General features: G+C 42.6%; 23 protein-coding genes and 2 other annotated features. Of the genes, 2 read left to right on the forward strand and 21 right to left on the reverse strand.

The window, feature by feature from the left end:
- Window positions 1-129: 129 nt before the first annotated feature.
- Together cysI and CJ483_RS07585 are read right to left on the reverse strand one after the other, a co-directional pair.
- Window positions 130-1848, reverse strand: coding sequence for an assimilatory sulfite reductase (NADPH) hemoprotein subunit (cysI, locus tag CJ483_RS07580; RefSeq protein WP_481747711.1), 1719 nt, complete (start codon window positions 1846-1848; stop codon window positions 130-132).
- Window positions 1849-1873: 25 nt separating this feature from the next.
- Window positions 1874-3694, reverse strand: a complete 1821-nt coding sequence (locus tag CJ483_RS07585) for an assimilatory sulfite reductase (NADPH) flavoprotein subunit (protein ID WP_120033679.1) — start codon at window positions 3692-3694, stop codon at window positions 1874-1876.
- A gap of 363 nt (window positions 3695-4057) precedes the next feature.
- Between CJ483_RS07585 and CJ483_RS07590 the strand changes: the two genes are divergently transcribed.
- Window positions 4058-4495 (forward strand): YueI family protein, encoded by a 438-nt coding sequence (locus CJ483_RS07590; protein WP_120033681.1) that lies wholly within the window; start codon window positions 4058-4060, stop codon window positions 4493-4495.
- 147 nt (window positions 4496-4642) lie between these two features.
- On the opposite strand, the gene CJ483_RS07595 is transcribed toward CJ483_RS07590, so the two are convergent.
- From CJ483_RS07595 to CJ483_RS07615, 5 genes are all read right to left on the reverse strand, one after another.
- The gene (locus tag CJ483_RS07595; RefSeq protein WP_120033683.1) at window positions 4643-4894 is read right to left on the reverse strand and encodes a hypothetical protein; all 252 of its coding nucleotides are present in this window, start codon (window positions 4892-4894) and stop codon (window positions 4643-4645) included.
- A gap of 38 nt (window positions 4895-4932) precedes the next feature.
- Complete coding sequence (locus CJ483_RS07600; protein WP_120033685.1) at window positions 4933-6018, reverse strand: M42 family metallopeptidase; 1086 nt, start codon at window positions 6016-6018, stop codon at window positions 4933-4935.
- A gap of 77 nt (window positions 6019-6095) precedes the next feature.
- On the reverse strand, window positions 6096-6584 hold the full coding sequence (locus CJ483_RS07605) for a dUTP diphosphatase (RefSeq protein ID WP_120033687.1): 489 nt from the start codon (window positions 6582-6584) through the stop codon (window positions 6096-6098).
- A gap of 14 nt (window positions 6585-6598) precedes the next feature.
- Entirely contained in the window at window positions 6599-6856 is a 258-nt protein-coding gene (locus CJ483_RS07610) for a DUF1294 domain-containing protein (protein ID WP_120033689.1), read from the reverse strand.
- Between the two features lie 79 nt (window positions 6857-6935).
- Window positions 6936-8387 (reverse strand): aldehyde dehydrogenase family protein, encoded by a 1452-nt coding sequence (locus CJ483_RS07615; RefSeq protein ID WP_120033692.1) that lies wholly within the window; start codon window positions 8385-8387, stop codon window positions 6936-6938.
- Window positions 8388-8471: 84 nt separating this feature from the next.
- On the opposite strand from CJ483_RS07615, the gene CJ483_RS07620 reads away from it, so the two are divergent.
- Window positions 8472-8765, forward strand: a complete 294-nt coding sequence (locus tag CJ483_RS07620) for a hypothetical protein (RefSeq protein ID WP_142927218.1) — start codon at window positions 8472-8474, stop codon at window positions 8763-8765.
- A gap of 72 nt (window positions 8766-8837) precedes the next feature.
- On the opposite strand, the gene rplT is transcribed toward CJ483_RS07620, so the two are convergent.
- From rplT to ytaF, 14 genes are all read right to left on the reverse strand, one after another.
- Window positions 8838-9197 (reverse strand): 50S ribosomal protein L20, encoded by a 360-nt coding sequence (gene rplT / locus CJ483_RS07625; protein WP_120033696.1) that lies wholly within the window; start codon window positions 9195-9197, stop codon window positions 8838-8840.
- Between the two features lie 32 nt (window positions 9198-9229).
- Window positions 9230-9430: a 50S ribosomal protein L35 gene (gene rpmI, locus CJ483_RS07630; RefSeq protein WP_041097707.1), complete on the reverse strand. Its 201-nt coding sequence runs from the start codon at window positions 9428-9430 to the stop codon at window positions 9230-9232.
- Between the two features lie 23 nt (window positions 9431-9453).
- Entirely contained in the window at window positions 9454-9972 is a 519-nt protein-coding gene (gene infC / locus CJ483_RS07635; protein ID WP_082028145.1) for a translation initiation factor IF-3, read from the reverse strand.
- 72 nt (window positions 9973-10044) lie between these two features.
- Window positions 10045-10177, reverse strand: a sequence feature (ribosomal protein L20 leader region).
- 119 nt (window positions 10178-10296) lie between these two features.
- A complete protein-coding gene (thrS, locus tag CJ483_RS07640) occupies window positions 10297-12237 on the reverse strand; it encodes a threonine--tRNA ligase (RefSeq protein WP_120033698.1) in 1941 nt (646 codons plus the stop codon).
- Window positions 12238-12287: 50 nt separating this feature from the next.
- Window positions 12288-12514: a binding site (T-box leader), on the reverse strand.
- A gap of 63 nt (window positions 12515-12577) precedes the next feature.
- A complete protein-coding gene (gene dnaI / locus CJ483_RS07645; RefSeq protein WP_120033700.1) occupies window positions 12578-13510 on the reverse strand; it encodes a primosomal protein DnaI in 933 nt (310 codons plus the stop codon).
- The gene (locus CJ483_RS07650; RefSeq protein WP_342753851.1) at window positions 13497-14456 is read right to left on the reverse strand and encodes a replication initiation and membrane attachment family protein; all 960 of its coding nucleotides are present in this window, start codon (window positions 14454-14456) and stop codon (window positions 13497-13499) included. The genes dnaI and CJ483_RS07650 overlap by 14 nt, the downstream gene beginning before the upstream one ends.
- The gene (locus CJ483_RS25465) at window positions 14432-14896 is read right to left on the reverse strand and encodes a replication initiation and membrane attachment family protein (protein ID WP_342753853.1); all 465 of its coding nucleotides are present in this window, start codon (window positions 14894-14896) and stop codon (window positions 14432-14434) included. The genes CJ483_RS07650 and CJ483_RS25465 overlap by 25 nt, the downstream gene beginning before the upstream one ends.
- Before the next feature lie 85 nt (window positions 14897-14981).
- On the reverse strand, window positions 14982-15440 hold the full coding sequence (gene nrdR / locus CJ483_RS07655; protein WP_120033702.1) for a transcriptional regulator NrdR: 459 nt from the start codon (window positions 15438-15440) through the stop codon (window positions 14982-14984).
- Window positions 15441-15556: 116 nt separating this feature from the next.
- Entirely contained in the window at window positions 15557-15934 is a 378-nt protein-coding gene (speD, locus tag CJ483_RS07660) for an adenosylmethionine decarboxylase (protein WP_120033704.1), read from the reverse strand.
- Between the two features lie 293 nt (window positions 15935-16227).
- A complete protein-coding gene (locus CJ483_RS07665; protein WP_120033707.1) occupies window positions 16228-17247 on the reverse strand; it encodes a glyceraldehyde-3-phosphate dehydrogenase in 1020 nt (339 codons plus the stop codon).
- 203 nt (window positions 17248-17450) lie between these two features.
- Window positions 17451-17765: a DUF2178 domain-containing protein gene (locus tag CJ483_RS07670; RefSeq protein ID WP_120033709.1), complete on the reverse strand. Its 315-nt coding sequence runs from the start codon at window positions 17763-17765 to the stop codon at window positions 17451-17453.
- Window positions 17758-17967 (reverse strand): helix-turn-helix transcriptional regulator, encoded by a 210-nt coding sequence (locus tag CJ483_RS07675; protein ID WP_120033711.1) that lies wholly within the window; start codon window positions 17965-17967, stop codon window positions 17758-17760. Before CJ483_RS07675 ends, CJ483_RS07670 begins: the two co-directional genes overlap by 8 nt.
- Window positions 17968-18097: 130 nt before the next feature.
- A complete protein-coding gene (gene coaE, locus CJ483_RS07680; RefSeq protein WP_120033713.1) occupies window positions 18098-18700 on the reverse strand; it encodes a dephospho-CoA kinase in 603 nt (200 codons plus the stop codon).
- Window positions 18701-18719: 19 nt separating this feature from the next.
- Window positions 18720-19352, reverse strand: coding sequence for a sporulation membrane protein YtaF (gene ytaF, locus CJ483_RS07685; protein WP_120033715.1), 633 nt, complete (start codon window positions 19350-19352; stop codon window positions 18720-18722).
- Between the last annotated feature and the right edge of the window lie 47 nt (window positions 19353-19399).

Consider the following 19399-nt stretch of genomic DNA (forward strand, 5'->3'; position numbering starts at 1 on the left):
TTTTCTCCTTTTTTATTAATTGTACCAATTATTCCGCCTCATGGGTATCACACAACAAAGCAGGATGCCCAGACGGCATCCTGCTTTGTTTTAAAAATTTTATAACGTGCGGATTTTGCATTTTTTCTGTCAAGCGTGGAAATCAGTACCGGAATGAACTTCTTTAACGATGCCAGCCCGAATCACATAATCTCCAAAGCGTTCGCCTTCCTGACGCTCTTTAGCATATTGAGAGAGAATCGGACGAAGCAACGCCAAAATCTCTTTTTCCCCAACATTTTCTTTATAAAGCTTGCTCAGGCGGTTTCCAGAAAAACCGGCTCCTAAATACATATTATACTTTCCAGGAGATTTGCCGATAAAGGCAATTTCAGCCAGAGCTGGACGAGCGCAACCATTCGGACATCCCGTCATACGGATCGTGATCTCTTCTTCATGCAAACCGCTCTCTTCTACAATGTCCTCAATTTTTTCAAGTAAACTAGGAAGATAACGTTCTGCTTCCGCCATGGCGAGGCCACACGTTGGAAGAGCCACACAAGCCATTGAATTTCTGCGTAATGCTGAATAATGCTTGCCGTCTGTAAGTCCGTATTTCTTAATCAGCTCCACAATTTGATCTTTTTTCTCATTCGACACATTAGCAATGACAAGATTTTGGTTCGGCGTCAAACGGAAATCACCCGTATGAACTTTAGCAATTTCTCTTAAGCCGGTCATGAGTGGATATCCCTCTATATCAGCTACACGGCCATTTTGAATGAATAAGGTAAAATGCCAGTTTCCATCGCTTCCTTCTACCCATCCATAGCGATCCCCATTATGATTAAAGTGGAAAGAACGTGCCTCTTCAAGCTCCCACCCTAATCGTTTATGAAGCTCTTGTTTAATAGATTCCAGTCCCAGTCTGTCAACTGTATACTTAAAGCGGGCATACTTTCTAACAGAGCGGTCACCGTAATCACGTTGAATAGTGATTACTTTTTCAGCTACGTCAAGAATCTTTTCCGGCGTACAGAAGCCAATCACTCTAGCCAGCTGCGGGTATGTGTTTTTGTCGCCGTGGGTCATCCCCATTCCGCCGCCAATCGCCACGTTGAATCCAGCTAGTTTTCCCTCTTCTACCACTGCCACAAAACCAAGATCCTGGGAGAAGACATCTACATCGTTGGAAGGCGGAACCGCGATGCCGATCTTGAATTTTCGGGGCAAATAAAGCGCTCCATACATCGGTTCTACTTCTTCTTCCGGAGTGCCTGCCACTTTTTCCTCATCAAGCCAGATTTCATGGTACGCTCTCGTACGCGGCGAAAGGTATTCGCTCAATTTTCGTGACCACTCATACACTTCTGAATGAATTTCGGACTGATAAGGATTAGGGTTGCACATAACATTTCGATTCACATCTCCACAAGCGGCTAATGTATCCATTAGCACTGCGTTAATTTCCTGGATGCTTTTCTTCATGTTCCACTTTAGAATTCCATGCATTTGAAATGCTTGGCGAGTCGTTAATTTAAGTGTGCCATTGCCATATTTTTGAGCAATGTCATCCATGGCAAGCCACTGTTCTGCTGTTGCCACTCCACCTGGCGCACGCACGCGCACCATAAATTGATAAGCGGGCTCAAGCTTCTGGCGCTCCCGTTCATTTCGTAAATCCCTGTCATCTTGCAAATAGCTGCCATGGAATTTCATCAGTCGATTATCATCATCAGGAATGCCTGCGGTAATAGGATCTGCCAACGTTTCTGCAAGTGTGCCACGCAAGTAATCGCTCTCTCTTTTTATTCGTTCGACATCACTTGGAGGACCTTCTGGCGCCTTTAATACTTTCTCTTCGATCATTTTCCTAACTCCTTCCCCTCAAGGCTTAATATACATCGCGCTGATAACGCTTTTGTTGCTGCATCTCAGCAAGATAAGCCTCTGCTTGCTCCCGGCTTCTGCCGCCTTCCTGTTCAATAATTTGAATCAGTGTTTCATGGACGTCATGCGCCATATTTTTTTCATCGCCGCAAATATAAATGACTGCTCCTTCTTCAAGCCATTGATAAAGCTCTTTGCTCTGTTCTAGCATGCGATGTTGGACATAGACTTTTTCCTCTGTATCACGTGAGAAAGCAACGTCCATTTTCGTTAGAACGTCTTTTTTGAGCCATTGCTGCCACTCTGTTTGATAGAGAAAATCCGTTACAAAATGCTGATCACCGAAGAATAACCATGTTTTCCCTTGAGCAGCCAGCTCCTCTCGTTCTTGTAAAAACGATCTGAATGGAGCTGCTCCTGTGCCAGGTCCAATCATAATAATCGGTGTATCCGGGTTTGCTGGCAGCTTAAAGTTTTGATTGCGTTGAATATAAACTGGCAAATAATCCCCAGGCTGAACCCGTTCAGCACATTGTATGGAGCATACGCCCTTACGGCTGCGTCCGTTACTATCGTATCTGACGGTTCCAATCGTCAAGTGTACTTCATCAGGATTCGCTCTTAAGCTGCTGGCAATGGAATAAAGCCGGGCCGGCATTTTACGCAAAATCGAAACAAATGCGCTAGCTGTTATGCCTTCAAAGCTAAAATCTTGGATTAGATCAAGCAGATCCCGTCCTTCAATGTAAGTTCGTAGGTCTTCCTCTTGTCCTGGTGCTACTAGCTGCTGCAGTTGATGATCTGAAGTAAGTTCAGCTGCTTTTTGAATAAGCGGCTTCGTCAGCACTGTGATCTCATAATAAGAGAGGAGTGAATCACGCAATGGACGTGTTTCTCCTTGCTTGTTCAGCGTGACCACTTCATCAGGATTCCAATTCATTTTCCCGATGATTAAATCAACCAGCTCCGGATCATTTTCAGGATAAATACCTAAGCTGTCTCCCGGTTCAAACTCAAGATTTGACCCTTCAAGCGATAGTTCAATGTGTCTCGTTTCTTTATTTGAACCGCGTCCATTTAAATTAATATTTTCAAGAACCTCGGCCTTAAAAGGATTCGTCCGTGAGTAGACCGACTGGCCTACCGATGTTCCCGCTCCTATTGAAGCAAGTGGAGAAACAGCTTCCTCAGCTTTTGCTTCACCTAAACTGCTTAGGACGCCTTCCAGCCACTCGGCAGCAGGTTCATCATAATCCAAATCACAATCAAAGCGCGGATAAAGGCGCTGACCGCCCAATTCCTCTAAACGTTTGTCGAAATCTTTCCCAGTCTTACAGAAAAATTCATACGAGCTATCGCCTAAGGATAGGACAGAGAAACGTAAATCCTTCAGCTGGGGAGCCCGTCTTCCATGAAGAAATTCATGGAATGAAAGGGCGTTATCCGGTGGGTCTCCTTCTCCATGAGTACTTACCAAGAGCAGAAGATTTTGAATTTTTTTAATATTATTTGCTTTAAATTCATTCATTGGAGCAAGAGTTACTTGAAATCCACGTTCTTTTAGCTTAGCTGCTACATTCTCAGCAAGCCCCTGGGCGTTGCCTGTCTGAGAACCAAAAAGAACAGTCACTTCCTTAGACAGGGCCGAACCATTTTGTTGAGGGACAAGTTCGCTTCCTGTCACTTGTGGCAAAACAGTACCAGCCATTCCGGCAAGATATCCGCTCAACCACATTTTTTGGGGTTCCGTCAGCGTTGATAAAAGACGATTAAGGAGCTCCGACTGCTCCTGACTAAAAGGACTGTTCATTACTTGAAGTTGCAATGATATCCACCTCACAAAGGAATATAGATGATCAATCATTTAGCCTCGAAGGATAAATGATTGTATTCGCCACAATCAGAAAAGCGACAAAAGGAATGAGCAAAACAATTTCCCTTTTTTTGACGCGGCTATGTACTAGTAAAAAGAAGCCATATCAGCGTCTTAATGATTAATTTTTATAATATATTCATTAATCCTATATGTCAAGTAGGTTTTATGACCGCACCTTGTGGTTTTCTCCAATTATTTTGACTTTTTTGCCTTTCAATGCTACACGTTAGAAAATGAATAACTTGATCACTCCCCAATTTAAAGATAGGCGCATATTCTTTATTATATTATTAAAATACAAGGAGTTAGATGATGACTAAAAAAAGTGTAGAGGATATTTTACAAGAAGGGATGTACGGCAAAAAAGAAATTAACCCAGAGGAGCGGCGGAAGTTTCTTGGCACATTGAGAGAAAGAATAATAGCTGCACTCCGGCAGAGCCAGGTAAGGGAAGCGGAGGTTTATCCGGAGTTCATTGAGTTGATAAAGAAACATCCGCAGGCAAAACTGTACTTAAACGGCTCCATTGACATTACTTATTTAAAGAAATATATTACCGCTGCCGAAAAGCACAGGATCGATTATACGATTGTCATTAACAAAACCCATGATACAGACATCGGGCTAGTTTTTGCCTATGACTATGCTATCGATAAAGAGGAGATTTATCTTTCTAGACCGCAAAAGCAACAAAAAAGCGTAAAAAAAAATAAGCTTGCCTCCTTTTTTAATTGGCTGAGGCGCAAATAACAAAGCTTCCTGTACAAATTTAGGCGTATCCATAAAAAAGCTGTCATGAAAACACATGACAGCTTTTTTGCTTGAGAACAGGGTTAGATAGTTTTACTGGGCCGCTTTAACAGATTAACGAACCGCTTCCTCTAAAATACGAGCCACTCAGCCCGATTTACGTGCTGGGCGAGCGCCTTCCGCTTTTCTTTGTCCAGCTGCAGCGACCATCGGCTCGAGGTCACAAGCCCATCCAATCAGAAGGTTAAAGAACAAACTTCTGGCTGGCTCGTCTTGTGCTTGTCGCCGATAAACAGCCGCTTCCGCTTTTCTTATTGTCCGGCTGCTGGCGCTAGCGCGTACAGCGGTTTCGGTCTCTCTGTCGGAGTCTAAAGAACGACTCCTTGTCGAGCCCTCCAACCTCCTATCGCGCTGGGCAAGCGCCTTCCGCTTTTCTATTAGTCAAACTTAATTTTGTCGACGGTTTCCTGATCCAATCGCAGGATGACCTCGCCGATAAGTTTGACAGCATTTTCGTAATCGTCACGGTGAAGCATCGCTGCGTGTGAGTGGATGTAGCGGGTAGCAATCGTAATGGACAAACTTGGCACTCCGCCTGAGGTCACATGAATCGCACCTGAATCTGTTCCGCCACCTGCCATTGCATCAAATTGATAAGGAATATTTAATTCATCCGCTACATCTGTTACGAAATCACGTAACCCTTTATGGGAAACCATGGAGGCGTCATACAGAATAATCTGTGGACCATCGCCCATTTTGCTCATCGCCTCTTTGCTGGAGACTCCTGGCGTATCACCAGCGATGCCCACATCCACGCCAAATGCAATATCCGGCTGAATGGCTTGGGCAGATGTTTTCGCTCCACGCAATCCTACTTCTTCCTGTACAGTTCCAACGCCATATACTGTGTTTTTATGTTGTTTGCCTTTAACATATTTCATGACATCAATAGCAATCGCACAACCGATACGGTTATCCCACGCTTTGGCAAGCAGCATTTTTTCATTGTTCATTACCGTGAATTCAAAATACGGCACGACCATGTCGCCCGGACGCACACCCCATTCTTGTGCTTCCTCTTTGCTGGAGGCACCAATGTCGATAAACATATCCTTGATATCTACCGGCTTTTTACGCGCTTCAGGAGATAAGATATGAGGTGGCTTAGAACCGATGACTCCCGTAATGTCACCTTTTCTCGTCACAATGGTCACGCGCTGGGCAAGCATGACCTGACTCCACCATCCGCCGACTGTTTGAAAGCGGAGAAACCCCTTGTCATCAATTTGTGTGATCATGAAGCCAACTTCATCCAAGTGGCCGGCAACCATAATCTTTGGTCCGTTCTGTGCACCCGACTTTTTGGCAATTAAACTGCCGAGATTATCTGTCGTTACTTCATCCGCGAACGGCTCTATGTATTTTTTCATAACGGCGCGGGCTTCACGCTCATTTCCAGCAATCCCTTTAGCGTCCGTTAAATCTTTGAGCATCGATAATGTTTCGTCCATTTTCGCCATACATCATTCCTCCTATAAAAAAATATGGATCCGTTTTCATTATACGTATTTTTTCAGATATATACAAAAATTACCGCTTAATATCCTTGCTGTTGCCGCTCGTAGTTCACTTCATTTTTCGAAACATATGCTTTTTCCACTTCTTCCGCCGAGAATCCGAGCAGGCCGCCCAGTGTAAAGTACTCTTGAAGCATTTGCTGATATGCCTCCGCCGATTTTTCCTGCTTGAATGATTGAACAGCCTCATAGACGAGTAGAAACTGGTCGGTTATTGAGCCTTCCGCTTTTTTATCCTCTGCAGTTGCCTCTTGCTCTAAAGAACATGTCAGGCCAAGTGATAAAATAAAGTGCACGCCATCCACAAATTCCTCCAAGATCACTTCACGTGCACTTGGTTTTTTTAGACTCCAAAATTTAAAACAGCGTGTCTCATTGGCAAGTTCGCCAATTTCAACAAGCAAAGCAAGTACCTTTTTATCGAACAAGTCCGCTTCTTGTAGGCCATGCTCCGCTTCAATATATCCATCGAGCGCCCGCTGCATGCGGAACAACTTAGCTAAATCCATCTTTCTTCCTCCATTCATGAAAAGTAAATAAGCAGGCTGAGGTCAATAAGCGCTAAGACAGGCATCCCATACTTAAACGAAGGATGCTTCGTCTTGTGACGATGTGTCTGCATGGCTACCCAACTGCCGATCGCTCCTCCAATAAGCGCCAACAGCCACAGTGTACTCTCGCGTGTCCGCCATTTTCCCTGCCTCGCTTTTCGCTTGTCATTTCCCATTGCAATATAGCTAATTAGGTTAATAAGAACAAAATAAATAAGCACACCCTTCACTCCTCTCTGTTAGTTTAACAAAAAAGTCCGGACAGAGTGAGGATGTGCATGGAAGAAAGATCATTTTTATATGGTCACATTAAAACGGATATTCTCTTGCCTTTGTTTGAACGGATATCCACTTTGTTGTCGTAAATTCATGAAGAGCCCATTCTCCGCCATATCGGCCCAACCCGGAAGCTTTTTCACCGCCAAAGGCAACGATCGGCTCATCATTCACTCCCTGGTCATTCACGTGAATCATTCCGGTCACTACTCTTTTTGCCACTTCTACTCCGTGTTCAATCGATCCAGCGTGCACCGCGCCACTCAGTCCATACTCGCTGTCATTAGCGACTTGGATTGCTTCTTCTTCATTTTCCACTACAATAATGCCTACCGCTGGGCCAAATATTTCCTCTTGAGCAATCGGCATATCATTTGTTACATCTGTAAGGATCGTAGGGGCAAATACACTTCCTTTCACCTCTCCCTGCAGAGCATATTTAGCTCCCTTGGCCAAGCTTTCGTCAATTAGCCTTTGAATGCGCTCTACTTGCTTATGGTTAATAAGAGGACCTACCACGACCTCTTTATCTTTCGGGTTTCCATATTTAATTTGCGACGCTTTATCTACAAATTCTTTTAAAAATGCTTCATAGACAGGCCTCTCCACAATAATCCGGTTTAAAGACATACATATTTGCCCGCTGTTGAGAAACTTGCCAAAGGCTGCAGAGCCAGCTGCTTTCCCAATATCGGCATCTTTTAATACAATCATTGCATTATTGCCACCTAATTCCAAGGCAACACGCTTAAGATGCCTTCCGCATAATTCTCCAATATGACGGCCCACAGAAGTAGAACCTGTAAATGAAATAATCCGCGGAATTGGATGTTCAACAAAAGCATCTTTAATTTCTGAAGAACTAGAAACAGTAATGTTTAACAATCCTTTCGGGATGCCTGCTTCTTCAAAAATTTCTCCCATAAAGAGGCCGCCTGAAATCATTGTTTGCAAATCAGGCTTCAGGACTACTCCATTTCCTGCTGCTAAAGCGGGAGCAAGTGAACGCATCGTTAAATGAAATGGAAAGTTAAAAGGACTAATAATACCAACGACTCCTGCGGGATTCTGATAAATCCTGTTTTCTTTTCCAGGGATCACAGAGGGCATAATTCTACCTTGCATACGAACAGGAAAGGTAACCGCCTCTTTCATAATCCCAATCGCTGCATCTACTTCAATATTTGCTTTTGTATAAGAGGCTCCATTTTCCTCCACTAAAATATGAACGATTTCTTCTCTTCTTGCTTTTACTAACTCGACGGCTTTTTCAATGACGGCCGCCTTTTGATAAGGATTGACCTGTTCCCACTCTTTTTGCGCCTTCTCTGCCGCACGATATGCTTCATCGATATCTTCTTTGTTAGCCAATCGAATTTCTGCTAATGTTTCATCATTGTAAGGGTTTTTATCTGCGTAGACCGTTTGGCTGTTTCCTTCTTTCCATTCTCCACCGATAAATTGTTTGTCCCAGTTTTTGTACATCTCATCCCATCCTTTTTCCTTGTTGTCTGCTTATGCTCTTCCTTGCATATTAACTATTTTGGCCGTTCTTTAAGATTTTTATTTTTGTTCACTTATTGCCTTGTGTATAACGAAAGTAAGACGGGAGAACAATACAAAGAAGAACGAACGGAAGCAGGTGAAGATCCAATGCCGCGGGAAAGAGAAAATATCCAAACGAACAACGGCGATCCGCATTTTGACGGGAGATATGAAGGCATTATTGCTCACCCTGAGGGCACGTCGCAAATGGGCATTCGCGTAGACCGAAAACAGTCTGAAAGTGCTTATGAAGTCACAAGTTTAAAAAAGGACCCGGAAATGGAACGGTTTAAACAGTTCTTTGACGGAAAAGAATAAAAGCTTTTATTTCCTAGGGAAATCACAAAAAAAACAGACCCGCTGAAAGCGGGCCTGCTTCTTAAAAATATCTTATTTATTTAACTGAGCTTTAGCTGCTTCAGCTAATTGGTTGAACGCTTGTAGATCATTCACAGCTAAGTCAGCAAGCATTTTACGGTTTACTTCGATACCTGCAAGCTTTAAACCATGCATTAAACGGCTGTAAGAAAGACCGTTCATGCGTGCAGCTGCATTGATACGAGTGATCCAAAGCTTACGGAAGTCACGTTTTTTCTGGCGACGGTCACGGTAAGCGTATTGCAGGGATTTCATAACCTGCTGGTTGGCTACTTTATATAAACGGTGTTTAGCACCGAAAAAACCTTTTGCTAATTTAAGAACTTTTTTACGACGTCTGCGAGTTACTGTTCCGCCTTTTACGCGTGGCATAATATTTCCCTCCTAAAATATAAGTCCTGATCTTACTTAAGATTGTCTAACATATGACGAATGCGTTTGAAATCGCCTTTAGATACAAGAGTTCCTTTGCGAAGCTTACGTTTTTGCTTTGTAGATTTGTTGGCAAATAAGTGGCTAGTGTAGCCATGAGAACGTTTCAATTTACCAGAACCTGTTTTCTTAAAACGTTTCGCTGAGCCGCGGTGAGTTTTCATTTTTGGCATTTTCGTATTCCTCCTCAAACTGATTACTTTTCGTTTTTAGGTGCTAATACTAAGAACATACTGCGGCCGTCCATTTTCGGTTTCGTCTCCACAGTAGCTACTTCTTGACAAGCTTCAGCAAAACGGTCAAGTACGCGTTGGCCAATCTCTTTATGAGTAATGGCGCGTCCTTTGAAGCGAATGGAAGCTTTAACTTTGTCGCCTTTTTCTAGAAACTTGATCGCATTGCGCAGTTTTGTGTTAAAATCATGTTCCTCGATTGTCGGGCTGAGACGCACTTCTTTCAAGTTAATGATCTTTTGATTTTTACGAGCTTCTTTCTCTTTCTTCTGCTGCTCGAACTTAAATTTGCCGTAGTCCATAATACGGGCAACCGGCGGTTTTGCATTTGGCGCAACAAGCACAAGATCAAGGTTAACGCGTCCAGCAATTTCGAGCGCTTCGTTCTTTGACTTAACACCAAGCTGCTCTCCATTTTGATCGATTAGACGAACTTCACGGGAGCGAATCCCCTCGTTTACAAACATATCTTTGCTAATAATGAGCCACCTCCAAGGTTTTTGAGAATAAACGTTTCTATTCCAGAATACACAACTTAGCACCTAATTGCTTTGACACAATAAAAAATGCGGGTATGATGTACATACCCGCATTAAACAGCGTAAATCAGCTATTTGTTCTTACGTTCAAACCTGCCAACTGCTTATGCGTCAATCAGGTGAGAAGCGGGTGCTCCTGCTTAAATTGTATATTCAGTTCACCATAGCATTATATCATAACGAATATTCTTCGTCAACTCATCGAAAGCAATTCAACAGAAACAATTCTAGCAAAGTTTATAAAATTAAGCAACATCTTTTTAAAACTTATGCTTTTTTTGTTTCTTTCTTGATCATTTCAATGAAATCTTCGAAAGCAACCGTCTCTGATTTTTGCTCCCCATATTTACGAACGTTAACAGAATCGTTTTCAATCTCTTTGTCGCCGACAACAAGCATATACGGGATTTTCTGCATCTGTGCTTCACGAATTTTATAACCGATCTTTTCATCACGGCTGTCGAGTTCTACACGGATACCTGCTGCACGCAGCTTTTCTTGGACTTCTTTAGCATAGTCAAGATGAACATCAACAGAAACCGGGATAACTTGCACTTGTACCGGTGCAAGCCAAGTCGGGAAGGCACCTTTATATTCTTCAATCAAGAAGGCAACAAAGCGTTCCATTGTAGAAACAACACCGCGGTGAATAACAACAGGACGATGCGGCTTTCCATCTTCGCCGATATAAGTCAGATCAAATCTCTCTGGCAGCAAGAAATCCAACTGTACAGTGGATAGCGTTTCCTCTTTACCGAGAGCTGTTTTTACCTGTACATCAAGCTTCGGACCATAGAACGCTGCTTCACCTTCTGCTTCGAAGTAATCCAGCCCCATTTCATCCATCGCTTCTTTCAGCATGCTTTGCGCTTTGTTCCACATTTCATCGTCATCATAATATTTTTCTGTATCAGCTGGGTCCCGATAAGACAGACGGAATGAGTAATCATGTAAATCAAAATCTTTATATACTTCTAAAATCAAGTGAACGACACGTTTAAATTCATCTTTAATTTGATCCGGACGGACAAATACGTGGGCATCGTTTAAAGTCATACCGCGGACACGCTGAAGGCCGGAGAGCGCTCCTGACATTTCATAACGGTGCATTGTGCCGAGCTCCGCGATTCGGATTGGCAGTTCACGATAGGAGTGGATGCCATTTTTATAAATCATCATGTGATGCGGGCAGTTCATTGGGCGAAGCACAAGCTCTTCATTGTCCATGTCCATAATTGGGAACATATTTTCCTGGTAATGATCCCAGTGTCCGCTCGTTTTATATAGCTCTACATTCGCCATAACAGGCGTATACACGTGGTGATAGCCAAGGCTTTCTTCTTTATCGACGATATAACGCTCGATAATGCGGCGGATCGTTGCGCCTTTTGGCAGCCACATCGGCAGTCCCTGTCCGACTTTTTGTGAGCTCATGAAGAGATCGAGCTCTTTGCCGATTTTGCGGTGATCGCGCTCCTTTGCTTCCTCGAGCATTTTTAAATGATGTTCCAAATCTTCTTTTTTGAAGAAAGCAGTGCCATAAATACGCTGGAGCATCTTATTATCACTGTTGCCGCGCCAGTAGGCACCCGCAATGCTCAACAGCTTGAATTCTTTAATTTTATTCGTAGACGGCACATGCACGCCGCGGCATAAATCAAAAAATTCCCCTTGCTCATAGATAGTCACTGTTTCATCTTCTGGAATAGCATCAATTAGCTCAAGCTTATATTCGTCACCAATCTCTTCATACAGTTTTTTAGCTTCATTGCGGCTTACCTCTTTGCGGACTACCTCTAGGTTTTCACCAATAATTTTTTTCATTTCTTTTTCAATTTTTGGCAAGTCCTCTGGTGTAATGGATTCATCAAGGTCAATATCATAATAGAAACCGCCTTCGATTACCGGACCAACACCGAGCTTTACTTTCTCTTCGCCATACAAGCGCTTGATCGCTTGAGCCATTAAATGGGCTGTGCTGTGGCGAAGAATTTCCAGGGCATCTTCGTGGTCCGGTGTCACGATTTCCAAGCTGCCGCTTTCTTCAATCGGCGTGCGTAAATCGAGCAGCTTGCCATCTACTTTTCCAGCAAGTGCTTTTTTCTTTAAGCCCGGGCTGATTGACTGGGCAATTTCTTCTGTTGTTGTTCCTTTTGGAAACTCCCTGACTGATCCATCAGGAAATGTAATATTCAGCATTTCAGACATTGTCCACACTCCTTATTTTTGACAAAATAAAAAACCCCGTCCTTCAATAATGAAGGGACGAGGTTTATATCGCGATTCCACCCTACTTTTCAACAAAAAACGTTGAAATCTCCAGATCAGATAACGGCTGCTGCCGGCGGTCCATTACTAACATTGCTGCGTTCACGGCCGAAGTTCAAAGGCGGTAAGCATATTCCTCGTGTTAGGAAAGTTTCAGCCTTGCTTTCCCTCTCTGGAAACCGTAAGAAAATACTCATGTCCTTATCAAAACTTGTTGCATTATTTACATGTATGTCCGTATTATATGCCTTGCCTATTGAAAAATCAATAGGGTGGTTCTCTATTTTCGACGATTAATCCCTTTCATTTCGACAGGAATAGTCAAAAACTTAATTCGTTCCATTACCCGCTTGGCCTTCATCTCTTCCCTCTCTCCCCGCTGGGAATGAGCTAAGTGATGTTCAAGTTCACTGTAACTGAAATTAGACGTTAAAAACGTTGGCAGTCGTTCCAGCATGCGGAATTGCAAAATCGTCCCAAGAATTTCATCACGCATCCAGCTCGACATCGCTTCAGCGCCGATATCATCAATCATCAATACAGGTGCCTTTTTGACAACTTCAAGCTTCTCATTCATAGATTGATCATTTAAAGACTGTTTCATCTCCCGAACGAATTCCGGAAAGTGAACAATTAAAGACGAAACATTTACATTGGCCAGTTCATTAGCTACAGCTCCTAATAAATAAGACTTCCCTACACCGAACGGCCCATAAATAAATAACCCTTTCGCCTCGTTATTCTTTGTATATTCCTCTGTAAAGTGCTGCGCCTGTTCAATCGCCGGCCATCGGCCAGAATCCCCTAAGTCGAGGCTAGAAAAGTCCGCACTTAAAATATCTTTCGGAACGTACAAGCTTTTGATTAACTTTTCATTTTTTCTTTGCTCGTCATCGCGGATTTTGCGCGGACAACGGTGGTAATCGATATCGATGCCTCCACGGCGCCAAACGAGCTTTGGCTCAAAGCCTTTCATCACGTTCACACACTCGCTTAAACTTGGACATTTTTCACAGGAAAAGCTTTGGGTTTTATATTCATAAAGTTTCATTAAATTTCTATCTAGCACGTCCGGCGTTATTTGACTTTGATGCTCAAGCAAAAATGATTGGACTGCCGGGTCACTTAAAATTTCCTGGCGCGTTTTTTCATAACGAGCTTTAAAGTCCGGAGATTTTGTCAATTTGTTCAACGTTTCATCAATTCGTTTCATCGCTGCTCGTCACCTGCCTTTTCAATCTCCTGTTTTTAATTTTTTCCTCAAGCTCCCGCCGTTTCGCTTCCAACTCTTCATTCTTTTCAGAAGCAGGCTCTTTTGCTTTCTCTTCTTCATAGAACCAGTCAGGCAGTTTTTCCGTACGTATGACTCGTTGTTTCGGTTGTTGCTTGTTTTTGGCCCATTCCGCATACTGGCGATGTTCATTTTTCGCAAGTTCCATCGCATCTCTTACTGTTTTTACTTTTTTCCGCGCCCAATGGGAAGCAATTTTTTCCACGTAACTTTTCGTCAATTTCATGTCAGTCTTTAACATGACATATTGGATCAGTACATTTGCGACACCTGCTGGCAATTTATGCTGAAACAAAACACCCTCGATCACTTGCATATCCGAACTTGAGGGGAGGCTTCCTGAAATATCGATGAGTAGCTGCCGCGGAGATACGGTCTCCAAATAATAAATCAGTTCTTCTTCTTTTGTCTCCGGTTCGCTTTGAATAGTACGCAATGCCGCCGGTTGAGCTAGATGAATAAGCTCAGGAAGCTTCTCATCCCGCTCCAACTGGTACCAATCACGTGCTGATTTACGCAACACTTCAATATCAATCTCGTCTTTTTCATCTACTGCTGTAAGCAGTAAATTTTTCATTTCTAGCGGTTCAATGCCATACAGGTAAGCCAGCTTTACGATCGTTTCTTTCACAAGAGGTGTCATTGCTGACTTGGATACCATCATGCCTTGAAGGGAGCTTTCCAGCAAGCTGAAATCAAACTGATCCACTTTTAGAGAAACCCCTCTTCTGTCCGGCTTAGTCATAAACAGCTTGTCTTCAGGGAGAAGGCTGTCTTCTATAACATCCTGATCTAGTGGTGGCGGACCAGCAGAAAACACTTCTTGGAAGTCTTTTGTGATTTCTATATGATCCTCTGTACAGGACACGTCATCAGAAAAAATTCTTTTAATCTTAAAAAGTGGGCACGGCCGATTTTACGATAAAGAAACACATTAAGCATGCCGTCGTTAAAGAATTGTTCTGGTGTGAGCGGCGGCTGAAGTTCATATACAAATTCACGCAAATCACCATTTTTTCGAATGAATGTTTTTAGTAACCCCAATGCTTCCAGCTTTAGACGTGCCTCATAAATTTCCTGAAGATTTTTATCAAGAAAGTTCATTAAATGATAATGATTAGCTATTCGAGAACGAAGTCGATTTTCTTCTACCTCTGCCCAGAGAGTCATATATAAACTAAAACAGGTGGTGCCGAGGAGCGGTTGATACAAGAACGTTAAAATGCGCCGGTCGGCTTCATGGAGGGTGCCGTGTAAACACACTATGTATTCATCCACCGGCTGTATTTCGTTCCAATGTCTTTTCATGTTAACCATCTAACCTTTCAGTGTTGAAACTTCTTTTGCTGACCGATGAAAAAAAGCTAGAGAACGGGTCGTTGCCTCCAGCCTGCTATTCTTCTTTTTTAATTAACTCTTTCAATTCATCCAAAAATACATTAATATCCTTAAATTGGCGGTAAACAGAAGCAAAGCGAACATAAGCTACTTCGTCAATATCTGCCAGGCGGTCCATGACCATTTCACCAATCTTTTCCGATTGAATCTCTGAAAACCCACAACTTCTGATTTCTTTTTCTACGTCCATTGTTAATTTTTCAAGCTGTTCGAGTGAAACCGGACGCTTTTCACAGGCTTTGATGAGCCCGCGCAGAAGCTTTTCGCGATTAAACTCCTCCCTTGTACCTTCTTTCTTTACGACAATTAACGGTAAATCTTCCACCTTTTCAAAAGTCGTAAACCGGTAAGCACAAGATTCACATTCACGGCGTCTGCGGATGGAGCGCGCTTCATCTACAGGCCTTGAATCGATTACACGGGTGCCATTATGCTGGCAGGCCGGACACTTCATTCTACCAACTCCGATTATAAATTGATTACTCTCATCATATTAAAAAGAAACAAAATGCACAAGGCAAGATCCCCTAAATAAATGAAAGAGGTGTATGCTTGTGCATACACCTCTCTTTATAACACACTTGCTTCTTGCTTCATTTGTACAGGGCCCATTCCCCGAGGCATTTCGATTTTTTCCTGTGTTTCTGCCTCTAACGCCTCTGCAATGTAATTAGCCGCAATGTTTGGATCAAGGTCTCCGCAAGTATAGACATCAATGCTTGCGTAGCCATGTTCTGGAAAGCTGTGAATCGTTAAATGCGACTCGGAAATAATGACGACTCCACTCACGCCTTGAGGAGCGAATTTGTGAAACGCCACTTCCCGGATTTCAGCACCTGATTTTAATGCAGCATCCACAAAGATTTGTTCAATAGTTTCCATATCATTCAATTTTTCAAGATTGCATCCCCAAAGTTCTGCAATTACGTGACGACCCATAGTATCCATGATCGCTTCCCCCTTTTACAATTTTTAGAAGATTCGTTGTAAAAGTATAACCACCACGGGGGAAAGTTAGTCCGAAGAGGTCCTAACCCTTTAAGCGGTTATTTATTTCACGAAGATTAGTATACTGTGAACAGTTTAATTTTGCAACATCTTGTCAGACATTTTTCCGAAGGATTTTTTTAGAAAATTCTACATACAAATAAAGGAAGCAACTAAATCCCGCAGACAATTATCTGCGGGATTCATTTACTCTTACACGATTAATCATATTCCTTTATAGACAAATTATGCAGTTACTTCAACTTTTTTTTCATATTTTCAGCAACATAGTTCACTAGATCAACGACACGGCAAGAGTAGCCCCATTCATTGTCATACCAAGCTAGAACTTTCACTTTTGTTCCTTCCATTACGATCGTCGATAAACCGTCGATAATAGAAGAATGAGGATTTGTATTGAAATCAACAGATACTAATGGTTCTGTTGTAAATTCAATAATCCCATTTAGTGGGCCTTCAGAAGCTCTGATGAATGCGTCATTTACCTCATCTACTGTAACTTCACGCTTCAAATCAACAACAAGGTCTACTAAAGAAACATTGGAAGTTGGCACGCGCAACGCCATGCCATGAATTTTTCCTTTTAATTCAGGCAGAACGAGCGATAATGCTTTAGCCGCTCCTGTAGATGTCGGAATGATTGATTGGGCACATGCACGAGCACGACGTAAATCTTTGTGTGGATTGTCGATGTTATTTTGATCGTTTGTATAAGCATGAACAGTAGTCATTAGACCATTTTCAATACCAAACGTATCATTAAGTACTTTTGCCACTGGAGCAAGGCAGTTCGTTGTACAAGAAGCATTCGAAATCACTTCATGTTTTTCGATATCTAAATCGTCCTGATTAACGCCCATAACAATTGTAACATCCTCGTTTTTGCCAGGAGCCGTTAGTACAACTTTCTTTGCGCCAGCTTCCAAATGAAGGGCTGCTTTTTCACGAGCATTGAATTTACCTGTTGCTTCAATTACAATATCAATGCCAAGTTCTTTCCATGGAAGCTCACGTGGATCGCGATTATTAACCAATTGAACGCGCTTGCCATTTACAATTAAAGCATTCTCTTCTGTTTGCACATCTCCATCAAACTTGCCATGATTTGTGTCATACTTTATTAAATGGGCAAGCGTCTCTGCAGGATAGCTTGCATTTACCGCAACAATATCAAATTTATCCTCTAAAATCGCTTTACGGAAGACCATTCTCCCGATACGTCCAAATCCGTTAATTGCTACTTTCGCCTTCATACACCGGCTCCTCCTATATCAATAAATGTTATACTTAATTGTTTTTTTATCTGCAATTAGTATAACATATTTACCTCCAAGTGGAAGCCTAAAAACCACAAATTAATAAGTTTAACTATTCTGAAAAAAGCGAAGATAACCATATAATTGTGACTATCTGACTAGCACAACTCCTATCCATCTGCGCTGCTTTTCTCACTCCTTTAATTTTGGTTACTAAAGTACACACTAGTAACGATAAGCGAGAGATTATGAGCTACCCAGATGCCGGTCATAAGGAAAAATGAGAAAGAAATGCCGTCAAAGATAATAATAAAAGCCCAGGCAGCGAGAAGAATAACTGATGTAGCATTCCAGGCGGCTGCTTTGGAACGAGCTGTTACATATTGCTGGCGTTCATCGAACAATCGTTTGTTCCTACCGACCCGGCGGTTGATAAAATAAATAATAATGATACACAGAACTCCAAGTAGTAAACCTGACAAGCCAGTCAAATTATTTACTAACGTTTCACTCAATATTCTCATCCCCTTCAAAAATAAATAAGTCTTCAATGCAGCAATTAAATAATTGAGCAAGCTTATGAGCCAAAACGAGAGAAGGATGGTATTTTCCTTTTTCCAGGGAAATAACTGTTTGTCTTGACACATTTAATTTTTTTGATAATTCTTCCTGTGTAATATTTCTCTCTGTGCGTTTTTCACGAATCTTATTTTTCATTTGTCCTCCTAACCCAACATAGTAAAGTAAGCTTTACGTAAAGTTTACTTTACTATCATTCTAATGTCAAGCGTACTTTACAAAGATAGTGTTTTAGCCCAAAAAAGAACCCGTCCATTATAGAGACGGGTTAAGGGGTCAGTTGCCATTCTTTGATGATTTCTAAAAGCTGCTCTTTCGTTTGCATAATGGAGCCATTATTATCAATTACCGCATCCGCTCTTTCGACTTTGTCAGCGAGCGGGAGCTGAGAAGCGATGCGGGCTTTAGCAGCTGCCTCATCTAAATGATTGCGAGCCATCAACCTGTCCAGTTGCGTGGCTTCACTTGTATAAACGACAATCACTTTTTCGACCATCCATGTCAATTCACTTTCGAATAAAAGCGGGATATCCATAATAATCGTTTGTTTTCCCGCTGCAACAGCTGCATCTTTCTCCGCAATCATAAACTGGCGCACAGCAGGATGAACAATGCTATTTAGCTTCTCCCGCTGCTCTTTATCGTTAAAAATAAGCTCTCCGAGTCGGCTTCGGTCTAGGGAGCCGTCAGGTAAAAGTATCCCTTCGCCAAATGTTTCAACAATTTGTAAAAGAGCTGGCCTACCCGGCTCAACTACTGCTCGGGCAGCCACATCTGCGTCCACTACTGTGTACCCCAATTCTTGTAGCAAGCGGCTCACCGTGCTCTTTCCGCTTGCAATGCCTCCGGTCAATCCAATGATTGCTGCCATGACTTCCTCCTCTTAACGGTTAAATTTTCAACGTTCCTAAGATGATTAATAAGATGCCGGGAAAAAAGGAAAGCCGCTGTACCCATTGAATCCCTGCAAACTTCCGGCCACAAGCCAGCCCTCCTGTAATAAACAGAAGGTTCATCACAGCTACAGCTGCCGCAAGTACAAGCGCCGGATAGCCAAGCATAGCCGCTCCAATTCCTGCACCGAATGCATCTAAAGAGAGAGCAAAGCCGAGCAGCAGGGCCTCCAAACCATTAATTGTGCCAGATTGATCCAAATCGGCAGCCGTTGGACGTTTAAAAATATGAACAACCACACCAAGCCGTTTCAACTCTAAATGGATAAGCGGCTTCTCTTCCATCTGCTCATGCACTTGTCTCTCCCGGAAAAATTGCCAAAGGACCCAAGCCCCGAGCACAATCAAAATAATACCGCCAAGTCGGCTGGCTGCTTGCTCACTGAACCATCTGCTTAGCCAATGGCCTGCCCCCATGGCAACGAGAAGCACTACCGCTGAACAAAGCGATAAAATAATGGAAGATTTAACCGGCAATTTTAGCTTTTTTAATCCGTAGGCAAGGCCTGCACTGAAACTGTCTAAACTGACCGCTGCTGCCAGCATAAATAACGAAATATACCCATCCATCAAACAGCTCCTCCCCTGTCAAAACGTTACTGTAGTATATGGAAGGA

It is taken from the genome of Bacillus sp. PK3_68 (assembly GCF_003600835.1).
In the GTDB taxonomy this organism is placed as follows: Bacteria; Bacillota; Bacilli; order Bacillales; family Domibacillaceae; genus Pseudobacillus.